Annotated in this window: 12 protein-coding genes, 1 tRNA gene and 1 pseudogene; 6 read left to right on the plus strand and 8 right to left on the minus strand. The window is 42.8% G+C overall.

What is annotated here, in order from left to right; translation table 11 throughout:
• Positions 1 to 333: 333 nt before the first annotated feature.
• The 3 genes from IPP77_06230 (at position 334) to IPP77_06240 (ending at position 3,308) form a co-directional block, all read left to right on the plus strand.
• Positions 334 to 405 (plus strand) — tRNA-Glu (locus IPP77_06230).
• Positions 406 to 558: 153 nt separating this feature from the next.
• Positions 559 to 2,802, plus strand: coding sequence for a TonB-dependent receptor (locus IPP77_06235; protein MBL0309273.1), 2,244 nt, complete (start codon positions 559 to 561; stop codon positions 2,800 to 2,802).
• Between the two features lie 86 nt (positions 2,803 to 2,888).
• On the plus strand, positions 2,889 to 3,308 hold the full coding sequence (locus IPP77_06240) for a nucleoside-diphosphate kinase (GenBank protein MBL0309274.1): 420 nt from the start codon (positions 2,889 to 2,891) through the stop codon (positions 3,306 to 3,308).
• 7 nt (positions 3,309 to 3,315) lie between these two features.
• Here the strand turns inward: IPP77_06240 and rnhA are convergent, their stop codons facing one another.
• Positions 3,316 to 3,777 (minus strand): ribonuclease HI, encoded by a 462-nt coding sequence (gene rnhA, locus IPP77_06245; protein MBL0309275.1) that lies wholly within the window; start codon positions 3,775 to 3,777, stop codon positions 3,316 to 3,318.
• A gap of 77 nt (positions 3,778 to 3,854) precedes the next feature.
• On the opposite strand from rnhA, the gene IPP77_06250 reads away from it, so the two are divergent.
• Complete coding sequence (locus tag IPP77_06250; GenBank protein ID MBL0309276.1) at positions 3,855 to 4,751, plus strand: EamA family transporter; 897 nt, start codon at positions 3,855 to 3,857, stop codon at positions 4,749 to 4,751.
• A gap of 44 nt (positions 4,752 to 4,795) precedes the next feature.
• Here IPP77_06250 and IPP77_06255 read toward each other — a convergent pair.
• The 3 genes and pseudogenes from IPP77_06255 to IPP77_06265 form a co-directional block, all read right to left on the minus strand.
• Positions 4,796 to 6,017 (minus strand): annotated as a pseudogene (locus tag IPP77_06255) (alanine dehydrogenase).
• A gap of 14 nt (positions 6,018 to 6,031) precedes the next feature.
• Positions 6,032 to 6,505: a tRNA (adenosine(37)-N6)-threonylcarbamoyltransferase complex ATPase subunit type 1 TsaE gene (locus IPP77_06260; protein MBL0309277.1), complete on the minus strand. Its 474-nt coding sequence runs from the start codon at positions 6,503 to 6,505 to the stop codon at positions 6,032 to 6,034.
• Between the two features lie 33 nt (positions 6,506 to 6,538).
• Positions 6,539 to 7,015, minus strand: a complete 477-nt coding sequence (locus IPP77_06265) for a MarR family transcriptional regulator (protein MBL0309278.1) — start codon at positions 7,013 to 7,015, stop codon at positions 6,539 to 6,541.
• 649 nt (positions 7,016 to 7,664) lie between these two features.
• On the opposite strand from IPP77_06265, the gene IPP77_06270 reads away from it, so the two are divergent.
• Positions 7,665 to 8,330, plus strand: coding sequence for a fibronectin type III domain-containing protein (locus IPP77_06270; protein ID MBL0309279.1), 666 nt, complete (start codon positions 7,665 to 7,667; stop codon positions 8,328 to 8,330).
• 268 nt (positions 8,331 to 8,598) lie between these two features.
• Complete coding sequence (locus IPP77_06275) at positions 8,599 to 9,006, plus strand: 6-carboxytetrahydropterin synthase (protein ID MBL0309280.1); 408 nt, start codon at positions 8,599 to 8,601, stop codon at positions 9,004 to 9,006.
• 12 nt (positions 9,007 to 9,018) lie between these two features.
• Here IPP77_06275 and IPP77_06280 read toward each other — a convergent pair whose 3' ends face one another.
• Genes IPP77_06280 through IPP77_06295 form a run of 4 tightly spaced genes read right to left on the minus strand, consistent with a single transcriptional unit; the run spans position 9,019 to position 15,295 of the window.
• A complete protein-coding gene (locus IPP77_06280; GenBank protein MBL0309281.1) occupies positions 9,019 to 9,909 on the minus strand; it encodes an NAD(P)-dependent oxidoreductase in 891 nt (296 codons plus the stop codon).
• A 6-nt stretch (positions 9,910 to 9,915) separates the two neighbouring features.
• Entirely contained in the window at positions 9,916 to 11,319 is a 1,404-nt protein-coding gene (gene lpdA, locus IPP77_06285) for a dihydrolipoyl dehydrogenase (protein MBL0309282.1), read from the minus strand.
• A 10-nt stretch (positions 11,320 to 11,329) separates the two neighbouring features.
• Positions 11,330 to 12,559 (minus strand): 2-oxoglutarate dehydrogenase complex dihydrolipoyllysine-residue succinyltransferase, encoded by a 1,230-nt coding sequence (odhB, locus tag IPP77_06290; protein ID MBL0309283.1) that lies wholly within the window; start codon positions 12,557 to 12,559, stop codon positions 11,330 to 11,332.
• 30 nt (positions 12,560 to 12,589) lie between these two features.
• A complete protein-coding gene (locus tag IPP77_06295; GenBank protein ID MBL0309284.1) occupies positions 12,590 to 15,295 on the minus strand; it encodes a 2-oxoglutarate dehydrogenase E1 component in 2,706 nt (901 codons plus the stop codon).
• Positions 15,296 to 15,350: the final 55 nt, after the last annotated feature.

Genomic DNA, 15,350 nt, shown 5'->3' on the forward strand with positions numbered 1-15,350 from the left:
AAAGGGAGAACTACCTGATATACATTGTCCCCACTTTAATCAAGTTTCGGAAAGTCTTTATATCTTGAACGAGAAAAAGGACGAAAACGTAATTTTGGATAGATTTCATCTTTTATGATTTTTAGCCAAAACATATCGAAGATGAATCGGCTAATGGCAGATTAGAAAGGCAGATTGCCCTGAATACGAAGCCAAAAGCATGGATAACCAAGTAATTAGACCTAACCATATAAGTCTTCTCTGTTATCGGTATCCTACAATTTTATCCGAATATTATTATCCTAAATTTTTATGCCTTAGAAAAAATAATATTTTTGCCGCCTCTTTGGAAAGGGCGCGTTCGTCTATCGGTTAGGACATCTCCCTTTCACGGAGGGAAGAGGGGTTCGATTCCCCTACGCGCTACTCAAAAATGCGGAGAATACGTTTCATACGAATTCTCCGCATTTTGCTTTTTACACTTTCTACTTGGACAAGTAGTACAATTAGCCTTTCTGGTGATGCAAATTCTTTCTTGATAGCCAGCATATTAGCACATTCCTTATATTTATATCCTTGATGAAAAGGTTACTTATTCCTTTATTACTCACTCCACTTTTTTCCTTTCCACAGTCCGTGGGCACTTTGATTGGTATGGTAAGTGGTGACGATGAAAAATTGGAATTTGCATCTGTGGTTCTCCTAAGAACAGATATAGGAACTAATACCGATAAGCAAGGGTATTTTGAACTAAAACAGGTTCCGGTTGGGAAATACCAACTCCGAATAAGTTTTATCGGATACGAGTTTTTTCAGGATGAGGTAGAAGTTAAGTTGGGTGAAATCACTGAGGTGAAGGTAACATTGATTGAACTGACTTCACATCTCAAAGAAATTGTCATTACCGGTAGTTTGAAAGAAGTAACCAAACTGCAAAGTGTTACTCCAGTGGATGTCTATACCACTAAATACTTTCAACGAAATCCGGTAAATAATATTTGGGATGCACTACGAAACGTCAACGGCATTTTCCCTGATATAGATAATGGGGTTACCAATACTACCGACATCCAGATAAACGGATTAGAAGGGAATTATTCTATGATTTTGATTGATGGTGTTCCGGCAATGAATGGTTTAGCAGGGATATATGCTTTGAACGCGATACCTATGAGCATGGTGGAGAAAATTGAGATTTTGAAGGGTTCCGCTTCGGCGCTTTACGGCTCGGAGGCTATAGCCGGTGTAATTAACATCAAAACAAAATCACCAACGAACACTCCCAAACTTCATGTAAATGCGTCTTTGGATTCCTATTTAGATGCAAATGCTGATATCACGACTTCTTTCAGAATTCATCGGGCAACCTCTATGGTATCTGTTAGCGGGCAAACTTCGCAGTACAGGTGGGATTTGAATAAGGATAACTTTATGGACATCCCACTCACGAATCGTATTTCTGTCTTTAATAAGTGGCAGTTTGATCGAAAGGATAGCGGCTTGACTTATATCTACGGACGATTCTTGTATGAAGACCGGTTTGGAGGACAGAAAGATATTCCCGGGCGAATAGCGGGAAACCCCGACTATTATTCAGAATGGATTAAGACTAACCAATGGCAAGTCGGGTTTCATTATCAACTCCCTGTAAAAGACCAAATGGTGCTTCGGGTGGATTATAGCGAACATTATCAAAAAGCTATTTATGGGATAAGCCGTTTTAACGGGCGACAACGCACTGGTTTCTCACAACTTACCTGGAATAAAAAGATAGATCGAGTAAATGATTTATTGATGGGAGCCTTATACCGCCTGAATTATTATACTGATAATACTGGTGTTTCCATTGACTCAGGTAGCATCCCCAAAAGATATAATCATATCGGGGGTGTTTTTATTGAGGATGAAATGTCTTTCGGAAAGTATCACAAGTTAGTGGCAGGAGTTCGGTTTGAGTATAGTCAAAATGCTGGACCTGTATTTACTCCCCGCATCAACTATAAGTGGAATTCAAAAGATGAGAAGCATGTGGTAAGGATTGGCGTAGGAACTGGATACCGGGTGGCAAACTTATTGAACGAAGGATTTGGAGCAATGAATGGTTCTCGACAAATCAAGGTCGCTGAACCGCTCAAACCAGAATACACTATCAGTGGTAATGCTAACTATACGCGGGTACAGGAGTTAAAAGGTGGTGTTCTCGACTTGGATGCGAGTGTTTTTCTTACCTATTTCACCAACTTTATCGAACCTGATTACAATGAGGATCCTAAATTCATTGTTTATTCCAACAACAAACGGGGCGCTATGTCCACGGGTTTTTCTGCCAATGCAGGCTTTACATTTAATTACCCGCTTAAGATTGGCATTGGATTTACCTATGCTTATGTGTTTGAGATTGAAGAGGATGAGAGTGGCAAGAGAGAACGTCAAGTGCCGGAACATTCGCCCCCATTCACGGCCAACTTCTTTTTCAGTTATCTTTTCCCGGCGCCACAACTATCTCTGGATTGGACGGGTACTTTGATAAGTCCTATGTTGCTGGCCACTGTACTGGATGATTTCCGGCCAACAAAATCTCCTTGGTACACGATACAGAATGTGCAATTAACTAAGAAGTTCAGGAAAGGCATGGAAATTTATGTAGGAATCAAAAACCTATTCAATTTTATTCAGAAAGATCCGATTCTGCGGCCCTTTGATCCTTTCAACCGGAATGTGCAAACCGATAATCCGCTCAACTACCGGTTTGATACCACCTACGGGTTCACCACTATGGAGGGCATCAAAGCCTTTGTAGGCTTTCGTTACACGCTTCTGTAGCTAATAGTTGCAAAGTTCACGCCACAAATATATTTTCGCCCCCGCATTTATAGAGGCTAAACGCAAAAAACTATAAATCAAAATATATGGCTGGAAGAATTACGTTGACTATGATAAAACCAGATGCGGTAGCAGATGGTCACACCGGGAAAATATTAGACATGATTATCGCTGCCGGATATAAAATCCAAGCAATGAAACTGACAAGACTACCTAAAAGAAAGGCTGAAGAGTTTTATGCGGTGCACAAAGAAAGACCCTTCTTCGGCGAATTGGTTGCTTTTATGACCGAGGGCCCCATCATCGCTGCCATTCTTGAGAAAGACAATGCAGTAGAAGATTTTCGCAAAATAATTGGAGCTACGAATCCTGCAAATGCAGATGCCGGAACTATTCGCAAACTATTTGCAGCCAATATTGAACGCAACGCCGTTCACGGTAGCGATAGTGATGAAAACGCGGCGATTGAAGCTGCTTTCCATTTCAGCGGACTCGAAAGGTTTTAGATTCCCTTTAGGAATTTACCTGTTCATACACCTCGTCTATCAACAGATGGCGGCTGTCGGCTGCTTCGGTGGCTAACACGTCGCATCGCTCGTTGAAGGGATGGTCATTATGACCTTTTACCCAATGAAAGCGAACGGTATGTTTTCGATATACAATTAGGAACCTCTGCCATAGGTCGGGGTTCTTCTTTTTCTTAAAACCCGTTTTCTCCCATCCAAATAGCCAGCGCTCTTTCACGGGCTCTATAACATATTTGGAATCGGAATAAACCTCCACTTCCATGCCTTCGCGCGTCAGGCTTTCCAGGCCCACTATTACGGCAAGCAGTTCCATGCGGTTGTTGGTGGTTTTCCGAAAACCCTGCGAAAGTTCTTTTTCATGGTGATTCCATTTAAGGATTACCCCATATCCCCCCCGACCCGGATTGCCCCGGGCAGAGCCATCCGTATATAATTCCACTTTCGCCATCGCGGTAAAAATATAAGATTTATCACCTGGTAGGTTTACAAACAGGTCAAAAGAATATTTTTGCGCCGCTTCTTTTTATGCTCCAAGCCTACCGCTCAAAGTCCGACATCACCAAGGCGCATATACAGATGCACTTGTCCATCATCCTGTGGGGGGCAACGGGCGTAATAGGCAAGGCAATTGACCTAAGCGAAGGGATGTTGGTCTGGTATCGTTTGATTATTACCACCCTGTCTCTGGCTGGATTTATTTGGTTCACCGGTAGAAGTTTCCGTGTCTCCATGACGGCCTTTCGGCGATTAGCTTTTGTCGGGGTGCTGCTGATGTTTCATTGGTTGTTATTTTATGGAGCTATCAAATATTCCAATGTCAGCATCACGCTAAGCGTTTTTGCATCCACTACACTTTTTACTGCTTTAATAGAACCGGTAATTACGCCCAAAAGATTCAACCGGATGGAACTGCTTTACAGCCTGATGGCGATGGCAGGCATTTTTGTTATGTTTTATACCGATACACATTCCTATACTATTGGGATAGTGCTCGCACTACTATCGGCTTTTGTCGGTGCGTTCTTCAATATTCTTAATAAAAACATTGTGAACGAAGTAAGAAGCGATGTTGTTTCCTTCTACGAAATTGCGGCAGGCCTGGTGGTGCTCACACTCATTTTGCCTTTCTATATTCAATATTTCCAACCCGAGAAATTGTACCCGGATACACAAGATTGGGTACTCTTATTCATTCTTGCAATCGTCTGCACTCATATTGCATTGACGCTTTCACTCAATGCGCTGAAACATCTTTCTGCATTCACTCTCAATCTGTCTATCAATCTGGAACCGATGTACGGAATTGCATTGGCTTTCTTCATTTTTGGAGAAAATCAAAACCTGAACTTCGGATTTTTTGTAGGAGCAGGATTAATTCTGTTGTCCGTGATATTGCACAGCTATTTTGCTGAAAAGGAGTAAAATCTCTTTCCCACAAGTTCAGCGCAACTTATTCCCAAGCGGTACTAAAGGTTTTTTGCAAATAGCAAATCGAGATTGCTGCTTTTAATATCAAACATTCTGGAAAGGTTATCGTTCGTCAAATGACCGATGTAGATATAGATGCCACTGCGAATTCCGCTGTCTTCGTAAATCAGATTTTTGATGCCGCTCATTTCTCCGCAACGAAGAAGGATAGGTGTCAGAATATTTGAAAAAGCGTGTGAAGCAGTGCGCGACACGAGAAGTAATATTAGGCACACAATAATGGGTTACATCATACTTTTTAAAAGTCGGCTCGGCATGAGAGGTCACCTCCGAGGTTTCAAAACAGCCCCCTTGGTCTATACTCACATCAATAATCAAACTACCGGCTTTCATTTTGGCCACCATCTCTTCACTTACAATCACCGGCGTTCTGCCGTGCTTGGAATGAATGGCTCCGATGGCTACATCGGCTGTTTGTAATTCTTGCTCCAAAATGCCGGGAGCAATGGTAGAGGTGAAGATTCGCGCGCCAATTTTTTCCTGAAGCCGCTGTAGTTTATAAACATTATTATCAAACACTGAAACTATCGCGCCTAAGCCCATACAGGCTCTGGCTGCAAAGGTTCCGACAATGCCCGAACCCAAAATCACCACTTTGGCAGGTGGAACACCCGATATGCCTCCCAACAGAATACCTTTTCCATGATTGGCGTTGCTGAGATATTCTCCCGCCAGCAGAATGACGCTGTTCCCCGCAATTTCACTCATGGCGCGCACAAAAGGGTAGCGCCCGGTTTCATCGTTCGTATATTCAAAAGCCAGTGCGGTTATCTTTTTCTTCATCAACGCTTGCAGATATTCTTTTTTGAGCATCGGCAGATGAATAGGAGAGATGAGCGTCTGCCTCATTTGCATCATGTCAATCTCTTCCATACTTGGCGGCGATATTTTGATAATCGTATCGGCCTTGAAAACCTCTGCCGCACTGTCCGTTATTTCTGCACCGGCTTCGGAATAGTCCGTGTCAAATAAGTGCGAATCGGTGCCGGCACCGGTTTCAATCAGAATACGATGCCCGTTGGCGACGAGCGTTCGTACAGAATCCGGGGTCAATCCAATGCGGTACTCTTGAAAGGCGCGCTCTTTGGGAATCCCGATAAATAGTTTTTCCTTTTTATGCGCCACCATCACCGGCGATTCCATAGGCTCTAAGCCTAATTTGGATACGATGCCTTCAAATTCTTTTTGCTTTCCTGCCATCTGGGGTTATTTTTTCAACTTTTAAAGATAGTGATTTTGCGCTCCTCACCATCACTGATTATATGAACCTGCACTGCATCATGGGGCAATAATTGAATGATAAGTTTCGGCCATTCTATAAAACAATATTCCTCACCGGTGATATATTCATCTATTCCTGCTGCCAAGGCTTCTTCCAGTGATTTTATTCGGTATAAATCTATATGATAAATGAAGTGTGAATCATGAATAGCCTGGTCAGCGTTCTGATTTTCGGTTTCTGATTTTGCTGGTTTGATTTCATATTTATTGACCAAGCTGAATGTAGGGCTGGAAAAATGATCATCGGAACCTAATTGCCTGCAAAGTTCCTTCACCAGCGTGGTTTTGCCTACGCCCATTTCACCATGAAGGGCAAAGACCTTTGATCCTTTAGCAAACGAAATAAGTTGTTCAGCAACTTTTGGCAGTTTGCTTAAATCATTCAGAACGAGGTTCAATTTCTCCATGATGCAAACGTAGCCAGATTGCCCCTTACTGATTTACTTAGGTGCTTTGGTAAAAGAATCTACCAAGATTTGTAAATGCTGATATAATTCTTCGCCTACCTCTTCGTTCAATTCTGGCATATCCAACTCTAATGTTTTTCGGTCGCTTGTTAATTGGGCAATTAATTCCTCTCCGGACTTGGTGGCAAAAATCAATACCTGTCGTTTATCTATCTTGTTTTTACCTCGTTTCACCCATCCGGCCTTTTCCATTCGGGCCACCAAACGAGAAACGTCGCTGCTGCTGGGTTCAGATACAAACTGGCGCAGATTATAAACAGCAATGCCTTCTTCCTTTGCCTCGCGAATAACATAGAGTGTTCGGAATTGTGTGGCTGTAATACCGAAGGGAGCCAGTCGCGTTTCCAGATGGCGTTCAATCATTACACGCAAGTAGTAAATGCTAACCAGTATCCGGTCGCCATAGCTCTGGTCCTTGTATTGAGGATATAAATCAACGATAGTTCTCATTGTGCCTTTGGCTGTATGCAATATTATAACGTAATATCTACCCAAAAGGTATCTCCTACCTACTATTTATAAACCCCCTGTACTGTAAATTAAATATTAGATGGCCGATAATCGTTTTGTGTAGCGTTTAATACAAAGTGATTATCTTTTTCTCTGCCCATAGACTATTGAATTAGCAATGCAAACCACACGGCCCGTTGCTGTTATATTTCGAGGCGAGGTCATGGTGCTTCGGAAGATTTGCTGAATAAAATTCAGACATTCCAATGTAGGATAGAAACAATCCTCTGTAGGTCACAAACTGCCCTACATAGGATAACATCTATCCTCCATAAGACAGCGCCCATCCTCCGCAGGACAGCCCCCATCCTTCAGAGGATTGCTCTAATCCTCCATAGGATGACATAATCCTACCCAGGATAACACCAATCCTACCTAGGACAGCCTCTATCCTACATAGGCGAGTGCTTGTCCTGCCCGGGATAGGAGCTATCCTACGGAGGATTCTGGTCGTTTTACCTAAACTTTCTAATGATTCTAAATGAAAGCAGGGAACGTATTGCTCCATTCTTAGTTTTTTATCACCGGTTGCTCGCTTTCTGAAACCTTTTTAAAAAGGTCTTCGTATAAGATTAGAAAAACGGTAATAATGAAACGGAAAAACACAGATAGTAAAGAGGAAATTGGCTTAATGGTTCTTTGTATTGTTAAGCTGGGTTTCAAAGATTTAAGCATAACGAAAAAAACATCACTGAGTGATAAAATTGTTAGAAAGATGACCGATAATTCTTACTTCCTAAACCCGATGCCTACTTTGGCATCTGTCAGTACAGCGATTAGTGAATTGAGACAGGCACAGGCCAAACTACCGGGCAGCAAGGAGCTTACTATTATACGCAATCAGAAGGAGAAAGCACTCAATAAGAAGATGGCACAACTTCAGGCTTATGTAGAAGCAGTGGCCGATGGCAATCCCGAGATTGTACTGAGTAGTGGTATGAATCTGCGCGATCAAAGAAGCCCCATAGGCTATTTGCCTTTTACAGAATGGATAAAGGGAAAAGATGGCGCCGAAGATGGGTCATACGAGTTAAGATGGAAGGTAGTGAAAAAGGCTTCGGGTTATAGAATTGAAATAACAGATGAACTTGTGAAGGGTTGGAAAAGAGTATTAATAACAAAAAAAGCGTCCATCACTGTTCGTAAACTAAAGCCCGGAGTGAGGTACAATCTCCGCATAGCAACTTTGAGTTCTAAAGGATTTGATGGTTATCGTACTGGCTATGCTTTCAGACCAAAACTTCCTTTGTATTAAGAGATAGGTGGAATAAATATCGGCAATGAAAATTTCTATGTGCCGCACCAGAGATAAGCGCTCAAGAATATTGTTCAAGAACCTCGATGTGGGTAAGGTAGAGCGTATTTAGGAAGCACAGGAACCAACGATAGGCAGCTTATCACAGCTCATTTTTCACAAGGCAGATATTCTTCTTTTTAAAATGTTGATCGAGGCAAGAGGTAAATAATATCTATGCGGCCTGTGTTTTTCAGAGGAAGAACTTACTTTGCCGTCAAATGATCTTATGAGAGTAGCTGCCTACCGTAAACTAACCTTCAACGCTGCCCATCGCCTGTATCGGAAAGATTGGAGCGATGAGAAGAATAAAGAAGTATTCGGGCTTTGTGCCAACGAGCATTATCACGGCCATAACTATCGGCTGGATGTGAAAGTAGTAGGAGAGATAGACCCCGAAACCGGTTATGTGATTGACCTGAGCGAATTGACTGAACTCATCCGGAAAGAAGTGATTGAATACTTAGACCATCAAAACCTAAATCTGGATGTGGAGGATTTTAAAAATCTGAATCCGACCGGTGAGAATATTGTTGTGGTCATTTATAATCGTGTACGAAAGGCGTTGGATAAGAAGTATGATTTGCAGATAAGGCTTTGGGAAACCGAGCGCAACTATTTTGAATATCCTGTGTGAAATATTTATGGCTTATGAGCCGAGCATAGAGGACTGCGCAATGAGTCCGAGTTCTTCTTCCACTTTTAATGGATTATAGCCCAATAAGATTGCTTTTGAAATATCAAGCGACACATCGGCAGGACGTGCGACGGACATCTTTACATCTTTTTGCGAACAGGCATGGATTTTTTCGGTAGCGATTTCAAATGCCTTGACTACCATATTGCCAAAGTCAAGCCGTGACAATCTTTCTTTTCCGGCTAAATGAATGATGCCGGAGGTTTTCTCAAACAGGGTTAAAATCCCTTCACTGATGCTACCGGCGCCGCAAACACTGCGGTATTCATCATGGAACAGGTGGAGCGTTTCTCCATTCCTCATTTGCCCGATAAACTGCTGCATATAATTGGTTGCGCTGGCTTCGGGATAACCAAACATCAAAGGCAAACGAAAGACCGTTGTGTCTGGATAGATGCGCAGCACTTCATCTTCGGCAATAGATTTTTGTTCCCCATAAGCACTAACCGGATTCTTAACATCGTCTTCGCGATACATTCCTTTGGTGCCATCAAAAACCAAGTCGGTGGAAGTGAAGGCTAAAGGAATATGATAATCAGAACAAATTCCGGCAATATTTTTTGTGGCTTCGACGTTCACTAGATAACTCTGTTCTTTATTTTGCTGACAGAAGTTAGCATCGGCCTTGGCGGCAGCGTGGATGACGGCATCCGGTTCAATGTCGTCAAAATAATTGCCGAGTGAAATGTAATCGGTGATATCGCAGTGAATCGTTATGGCACTTCTCGAATTTAGACTTCGAGAATGATAAATACCATATACCTCCCGATCTTTGGAAGCGGCTTTCAATAAATGATAGCCGAGAAACCCAGAAGCACCGGTGATGAGCAGCTTCTTCTTCACGATATTCTAACTATGAATGGACCGGTTATCGGTGGCCATAAGACAGGCTTCCTTGAATGCCTCAGTGTAAGTAGGATGTGGATGGCTCATGCGGGCAATATCTTCTGCGCTGGCGCGATATTCCATCGCTACTACGCCTTCGATAATTAAATCAGCAGCGCGTGCGCCAACAATATGAACGCCGAGAATTTCATCGGTTTCCTTAGAAGCAAGAATCTTTACAAAACCATCTATATCACCGCTGGCGCGCGAACGCCCCAAAGCGCGGAACTGAAATTTACCGGTTTTGTACTCAATGCCTTTGTCCTTTAATTCTTTTTCGGTAGCCCCCACGCTGGCAGCTTCGGGCCAAGTATAAGCCACGCCGGGAATCATGTTGTAATTGATATGTGGTTTCTGTCCGGCGATGGTTTCCGCTACGAATATCCCTTCTTCCTCTGCTTTATGAGCTAGCATAGCACCTTGAATGACATCTCCGACGGCATAGATACCGGGAACGGAGGTTTCTAATTGCTCATTCACAGGAATCCTTCCTTTTTCGTCAGCTTTTAATCCGGCTTTATCCAAGTCAAGCCCTGCTGTGTAAGGAACCCTACCAACAGCAACCAAGCAATAATCTCCTTTCAATTCTACTTTTTCTCCAGCTTTGTTTTCTGCGGTGACGGTCACTTCATTGCCATTCACTGTCGCACCGGTAACCTTGGTGGAAATTAGGAATTCCATTCCCTGTTTTCTCAATATCCGCAATAGCTCTTTGCTGATTTCTTCATCCATAGAAGGAACAATCTTGTCGAGAAACTCAACCACTGTCACCTTTGAACCCAAGCGCATATAAACAGAACCTAATTCTACACCAATTATCCCACCGCCAATGATGACTAAGTGCTCTGGAATCTCGGTCAAAGTCAGGGCCTCTGTGGAGGTGATGATTCTCTTTTTGTCAACCGTAATAAATGGAAGTTGGGTAGGTTTACTACCCGTAGCTATAATAGTTTTCTCCGTTTCGATTTCTGTTTTTTCACCTTTAGTGTTGGTGATCGAAATTTTATTGGCAGAAGCAAAAGAACCGATTCCTTTATAGGCATCTATCTTATTCTTTCTCATCAGGAAACCAATGCCGTCGTTGTTTTGACGAACCACATCTGTCTTCCGTTTTATCATTTGTGCAAAATCAATTTCGATTCCTTTCACATTCAATCCATGCTCTTTGAATTTGTGCATGGCTGCTTCGTAATGTTCCGATGAATCAAGCAGCGCTTTGGAAGGAATACATCCTACATTTGTACAAGTGCCCCCCAACACATCATATTTCTCAATGATAGCTACCTTCATACCTAATTGCGCACAGCGAATAGCTGCTACATACCCTCCGGGACCGGAGCCGATAACAACGACGTTATATTTTGACATCAAAAATGGTTTATAGTTCTAATAACAAATCAACAGGGTCTGCGCCAAGGAGCATTTTGTAAGGGTTTTCTAGGAAATCCTTTACAGCTACCAAGAAACTGACACTTTCTTTTCCATCAATAATCCGGTGATCATAAGATAGCGCCAAATACATCATCGGACGAATCTCTACCCGGCCAGCTATCGCAACGGGCCTGTCTTCTACCTTGTGCATTCCAAGTATTGCAGATTGTGGCGGGTTGATAATAGGGGTGGACATCAATGAACCGAAAACACCGCCGTTGGATATAGTGAAAGTGCCACCGGTCATGTCATCCATAGAAAGATTTCCATCGCGACCTTTGATAGCCAGCTCCTTTATTTTCTTTTCAGTTTCTGCCATCGAAAGCGATTCAGCGTTGCGAATCACCGGCACTACCAATCCCTTGGGCGTGGAAACGGCAATAGAAATGTCGCAGTAGTCATGGTAGATAAGGTTGCCCTCTTCGATATAGCCATTTACCGCCGGGAAGGCTTCTAATGCCAGGCATGCAGCCTTAGTAAAAAAGCTCATGATTCCCAAACTCACCTCATTCTGCTTTTTGAATTTGTCACCGTACTTTTCACGAATCTTATTGATGGCGCTCATGTCCACTTCGTTGAATGTGGTCAGCATTGCTGTCGAATTCTTAGAATACACCAGACGATCAGAAATTGTTTTTCTGAGGCGGCTCATCTTTTCTGTTCTTTCGTTTCTGCTAAACGCTTCGCGCTGTGGGCGGTTGGCTTTATTCCTGACGGCAGCTATGGCATCTTCTTTGGTAATTCTTCCTTTGATTCCTGTTCCTTTCACGTCGGATGATTTCAGTCCGTCTTCAGCTAATATTTTTTTAGCAGCGGGCGAAGGAAAGCCGCTCACACTTTCTGATTGCTGTATTTTGACTTCTGATTTAATTGGCTCTTCTTTCTTTGGAGCAGTGGTTTTTTTCTGTTCAGGTTCCGCCTTTGGTGCAGAAGCAGGTTTGGCAGCAGTTTCATCTATATTGCAAATCACGGCACCAATTTTTAAATCTGCTCCTTCTTTCGCTACGAATTTCACAGTACCGGCAATCGGTGAGGGGATCTCCTGTGATGCCTTATCTGTTTCCAGTTCGCAAAGAGGTTGATCCATTTCAACATATTCACCTTCCTTCACCAAATATCGCGAAAGGGTTACTTCTGTAATAGTTTCGGCTACGGAGGGAACTTTAACTTCTGTCATTTTCTTTTCTGTTATTCAGTGGTGAGTCAATTATTCAAATGCTCTTTTCAAAATAGTTTCTTGCTCCTGCGCATGTACCTTTTTAAACCCGGTGGCTGGAGAAGCAGAATTTTTTCGGGCAATGCCCTTTATGTTCATTTTGTCGTGAAGGCGGGCATGAATGAAATACCAGGCTCCCATATTTTCCGGTTCTTCCTGCACCCAGCAAACTTGCGCATCCGGATATTGGTTAGTCAGTGCAATCATTTTGTCTTGAGGGGTTGGATACAGTTGCTCCACACGCGCAATGATTACATCCTTTATGTCTTCCTTCTCTTTCTTCGCCAGCAAGTCATAATATATTTTGCCGGTGCAAAACAATACTTTCCGCACCTTTTCACTTTCGGCCTTGTCCACGATTAATTCTTGGAATCCGCCAGTCAATACATTTTCAATTGGCGAAATACAACGTGGATGGCGAAGCAATGATTTAGGACTCATCACAACCAACGGCTTTCGGAATGGCCAAGCCAGTTGTCTTCGCAAAGCATGAAAGAAGTTGGCCGGGTCGGTGATATTGACTACGACAATATTCATTTCGGCACACTGCTGTAAAAATCTTTCTAGGCGTGCCGAAGAATGCTCCGGTCCTTGCCCCTCATAACCATGTGGCAATAAAAGTACCAATCCTGAACTCCGCTGCCATTTGCTCTCTCCGGAAGTGATGAACTGGTCAATTACAATTTGGGCACCGTTCACAAAATCGCCAAACTGCGCTTCCCAGATGACCAAAGGTTCAGGACTGGGCATAGAGTAACCATACTCAAAACCGAGCACGCCATATTCGCTCAGATGAGAATTGTAAACGAAGAAATGCCCCTGATCCTCGGCGAGATCGCGTAAGCGACAATACTCTTCGGCGGTGTTTTCATCAGAAAGCACTGCGTGGCGGTGCGAAAATGTTCCCCGCTTTACATCCTCACCACTCAATCGAATATCATTCCCATCTAAAAGGATGCTTCCATAGGCGAGTAGTTCAGCCGCCGCCCAATCGAGCTTTCCTTCGTCCTGCATTAGGTGGTTACGCTCATCGAGATACTTCTTTACTTTTTTTAAAGGAGTGAATCCATCCGGGAATTTATTTAATCCTATTATCAGTTTCTTTACAGCCTCTTTTGTAATGGAAGTATTAGGTGATTCGAAAAAGTCTTCAATTTTCGCCGGGCGAAGTTTTTTCCAGGCTATTTCATTCATTTGATGTTGGTAAGGAAGGGGATGCTCCTTCACTGCATCAAGCTTCTGTTGTAACTCGCTCCAGAATTCCTTTTCCAGACGTTTAACCATCTCAGTATCTACCGTTTCATCATCTTCCAACTTTTTAGAGTAGATGTCGCGAGGATTCAGATGTTTTTCAATCAACTTATACATGAGCGGTTGGGTAAACTTAGGGTCATCGCTTTCGTTGTGTCCCCATTTCCGGTAACAAACCATATCCACAAAGACATCTTTGCCAAATTTCTGCCGGTATTCAGCCGCCAATTCAGCAATAAACACTACCGCCTCAATATCATCGCCGTTCACGTGAAACACGGGGGCTTCAAATGCCGCTGCGACTGAGGTACAATAGTCAGAAGACCGAGCTTCATCAAAATCGGTGGTGAATCCAATCTGATTATTGATTACGTAATGAATGGTTCCGCCGGTACAGTACCCTTCCAACTTGGCCATCTGCAATATTTCATAAACTACACCCTGTCCGGCTATAGCGGAATCTCCATGAATCAGGATAGGCAATATTTTTTTGAAGTCGGATTTATAGATAACGTCTCCCTTGGCACGGGTAAACCCGGTGACAATAGGACTCACAGCTTCAAGGTGTGAGGGGTTCGGCATTAGTTTTAGATATACCGATTTATTTTCTCCGACAGGATATTGGGTAGCAAAACCAAGGTGATATTTAACATCACCGTCACCGGTAGTAATGTCAAATTGTTGGTTTCCTTCAAACTCATTAAATATCTCCTCGTATGTTTTAGACATGATATTGGCTAATACATTCAATCTGCCCCGGTGAGCCATGCCAAAAATTACTTCCTTGACACCCATAGAAGAAGAATACCGAATAATGGCATCCAGTGCCGGTATAGTTGCTTCTCCTCCTTCAAGCGAAAACCTCTTCTCTCCGATATATTTGGTGCCTAAAAACTTTTCAAACAACACTGCTTTGTTCAACATCCGAAGAATATGCTCCTTTTTCTCGACTGAATAGTGAATCATTTTTTCGCGCTGCTCTATTTTTTCGCGGAAAAAATCCATCTCCTCTTTCAGGCGGATGTAACCTATTTCAAAGCCAATAGTGCTACAATAAAGAGCCTTCAACTTTCCGAGGATTTCTCCAAGTGTAGCATTGAGCAAACCTATTTCAGCACCTACGGAAAATTTTCTTTCGAGGTCGCTTTCCGTTAATCCGAAATAAGAAAGATCTAACTCTGCCCGGCGGTTTTTACGAGGCCTCAGAGGATTGGTATCTGCTATCAAGTGCCCTTTACAGCGATAAGCAGCAATCAGCCGATATACTTTCAGTTCATCCGCCGAAACGGAGGATTTCTTTCCGTTATAATTGAGCGTGGCAAAATCAAAGCCTTCAAAGAATTTTTTGAATTCTGGATCTACCGAAGTAGGATTGCTTTGGAACTTGAGATAGAGGTTCTCTATATATTCAGGAGTAGCATTGCTCAAAAAGGAATAAGTATCCATAGTTAAGTCTATGATTATTTAGCGTGCAAACCTAACAATGTAAAATTGGATTTTT

Source organism: Bacteroidota bacterium, assembly GCA_016722375.1.
Lineage (GTDB): Bacteria > Bacteroidota > Bacteroidia > Chitinophagales > LD1 > Bog-950.

What these genes read in the sequence shown, in the direction of transcription:
- IPP77_06235 (MBL0309273.1), top strand. Translation starts at nt 559, where the DNA reads ATGAAAAGGTTACTTATTCCTTTATTACTCACTCCACTTTTTTCCTTT.
- IPP77_06240 (MBL0309274.1), top strand. Translation starts at nt 2,889, where the DNA reads ATGGCTGGAAGAATTACGTTGACTATGATAAAACCAGATGCGGTAGCA.
- rnhA (MBL0309275.1), bottom strand. Translation starts at nt 3,777, where the DNA reads ATGGCGAAAGTGGAATTATATACGGATGGCTCTGCCCGGGGCAATCCG.
- IPP77_06250 (MBL0309276.1), top strand. Translation starts at nt 3,855, where the DNA reads ATGCTCCAAGCCTACCGCTCAAAGTCCGACATCACCAAGGCGCATATA.
- IPP77_06260 (MBL0309277.1), bottom strand. Translation starts at nt 6,505, where the DNA reads ATGGAGAAATTGAACCTCGTTCTGAATGATTTAAGCAAACTGCCAAAA.
- IPP77_06265 (MBL0309278.1), bottom strand. Translation starts at nt 7,015, where the DNA reads ATGAGAACTATCGTTGATTTATATCCTCAATACAAGGACCAGAGCTAT.
- IPP77_06270 (MBL0309279.1), top strand. Translation starts at nt 7,665, where the DNA reads ATGAAACGGAAAAACACAGATAGTAAAGAGGAAATTGGCTTAATGGTT.
- IPP77_06275 (MBL0309280.1), top strand. Translation starts at nt 8,599, where the DNA reads ATGAGAGTAGCTGCCTACCGTAAACTAACCTTCAACGCTGCCCATCGC.
- lpdA (MBL0309282.1), bottom strand. Translation starts at nt 11,319, where the DNA reads ATGTCAAAATATAACGTCGTTGTTATCGGCTCCGGTCCCGGAGGGTAT.
- odhB (MBL0309283.1), bottom strand. Translation starts at nt 12,559, where the DNA reads ATGACAGAAGTTAAAGTTCCCTCCGTAGCCGAAACTATTACAGAAGTA.
- IPP77_06295 (MBL0309284.1), bottom strand. Translation starts at nt 15,295, where the DNA reads ATGGATACTTATTCCTTTTTGAGCAATGCTACTCCTGAATATATAGAG.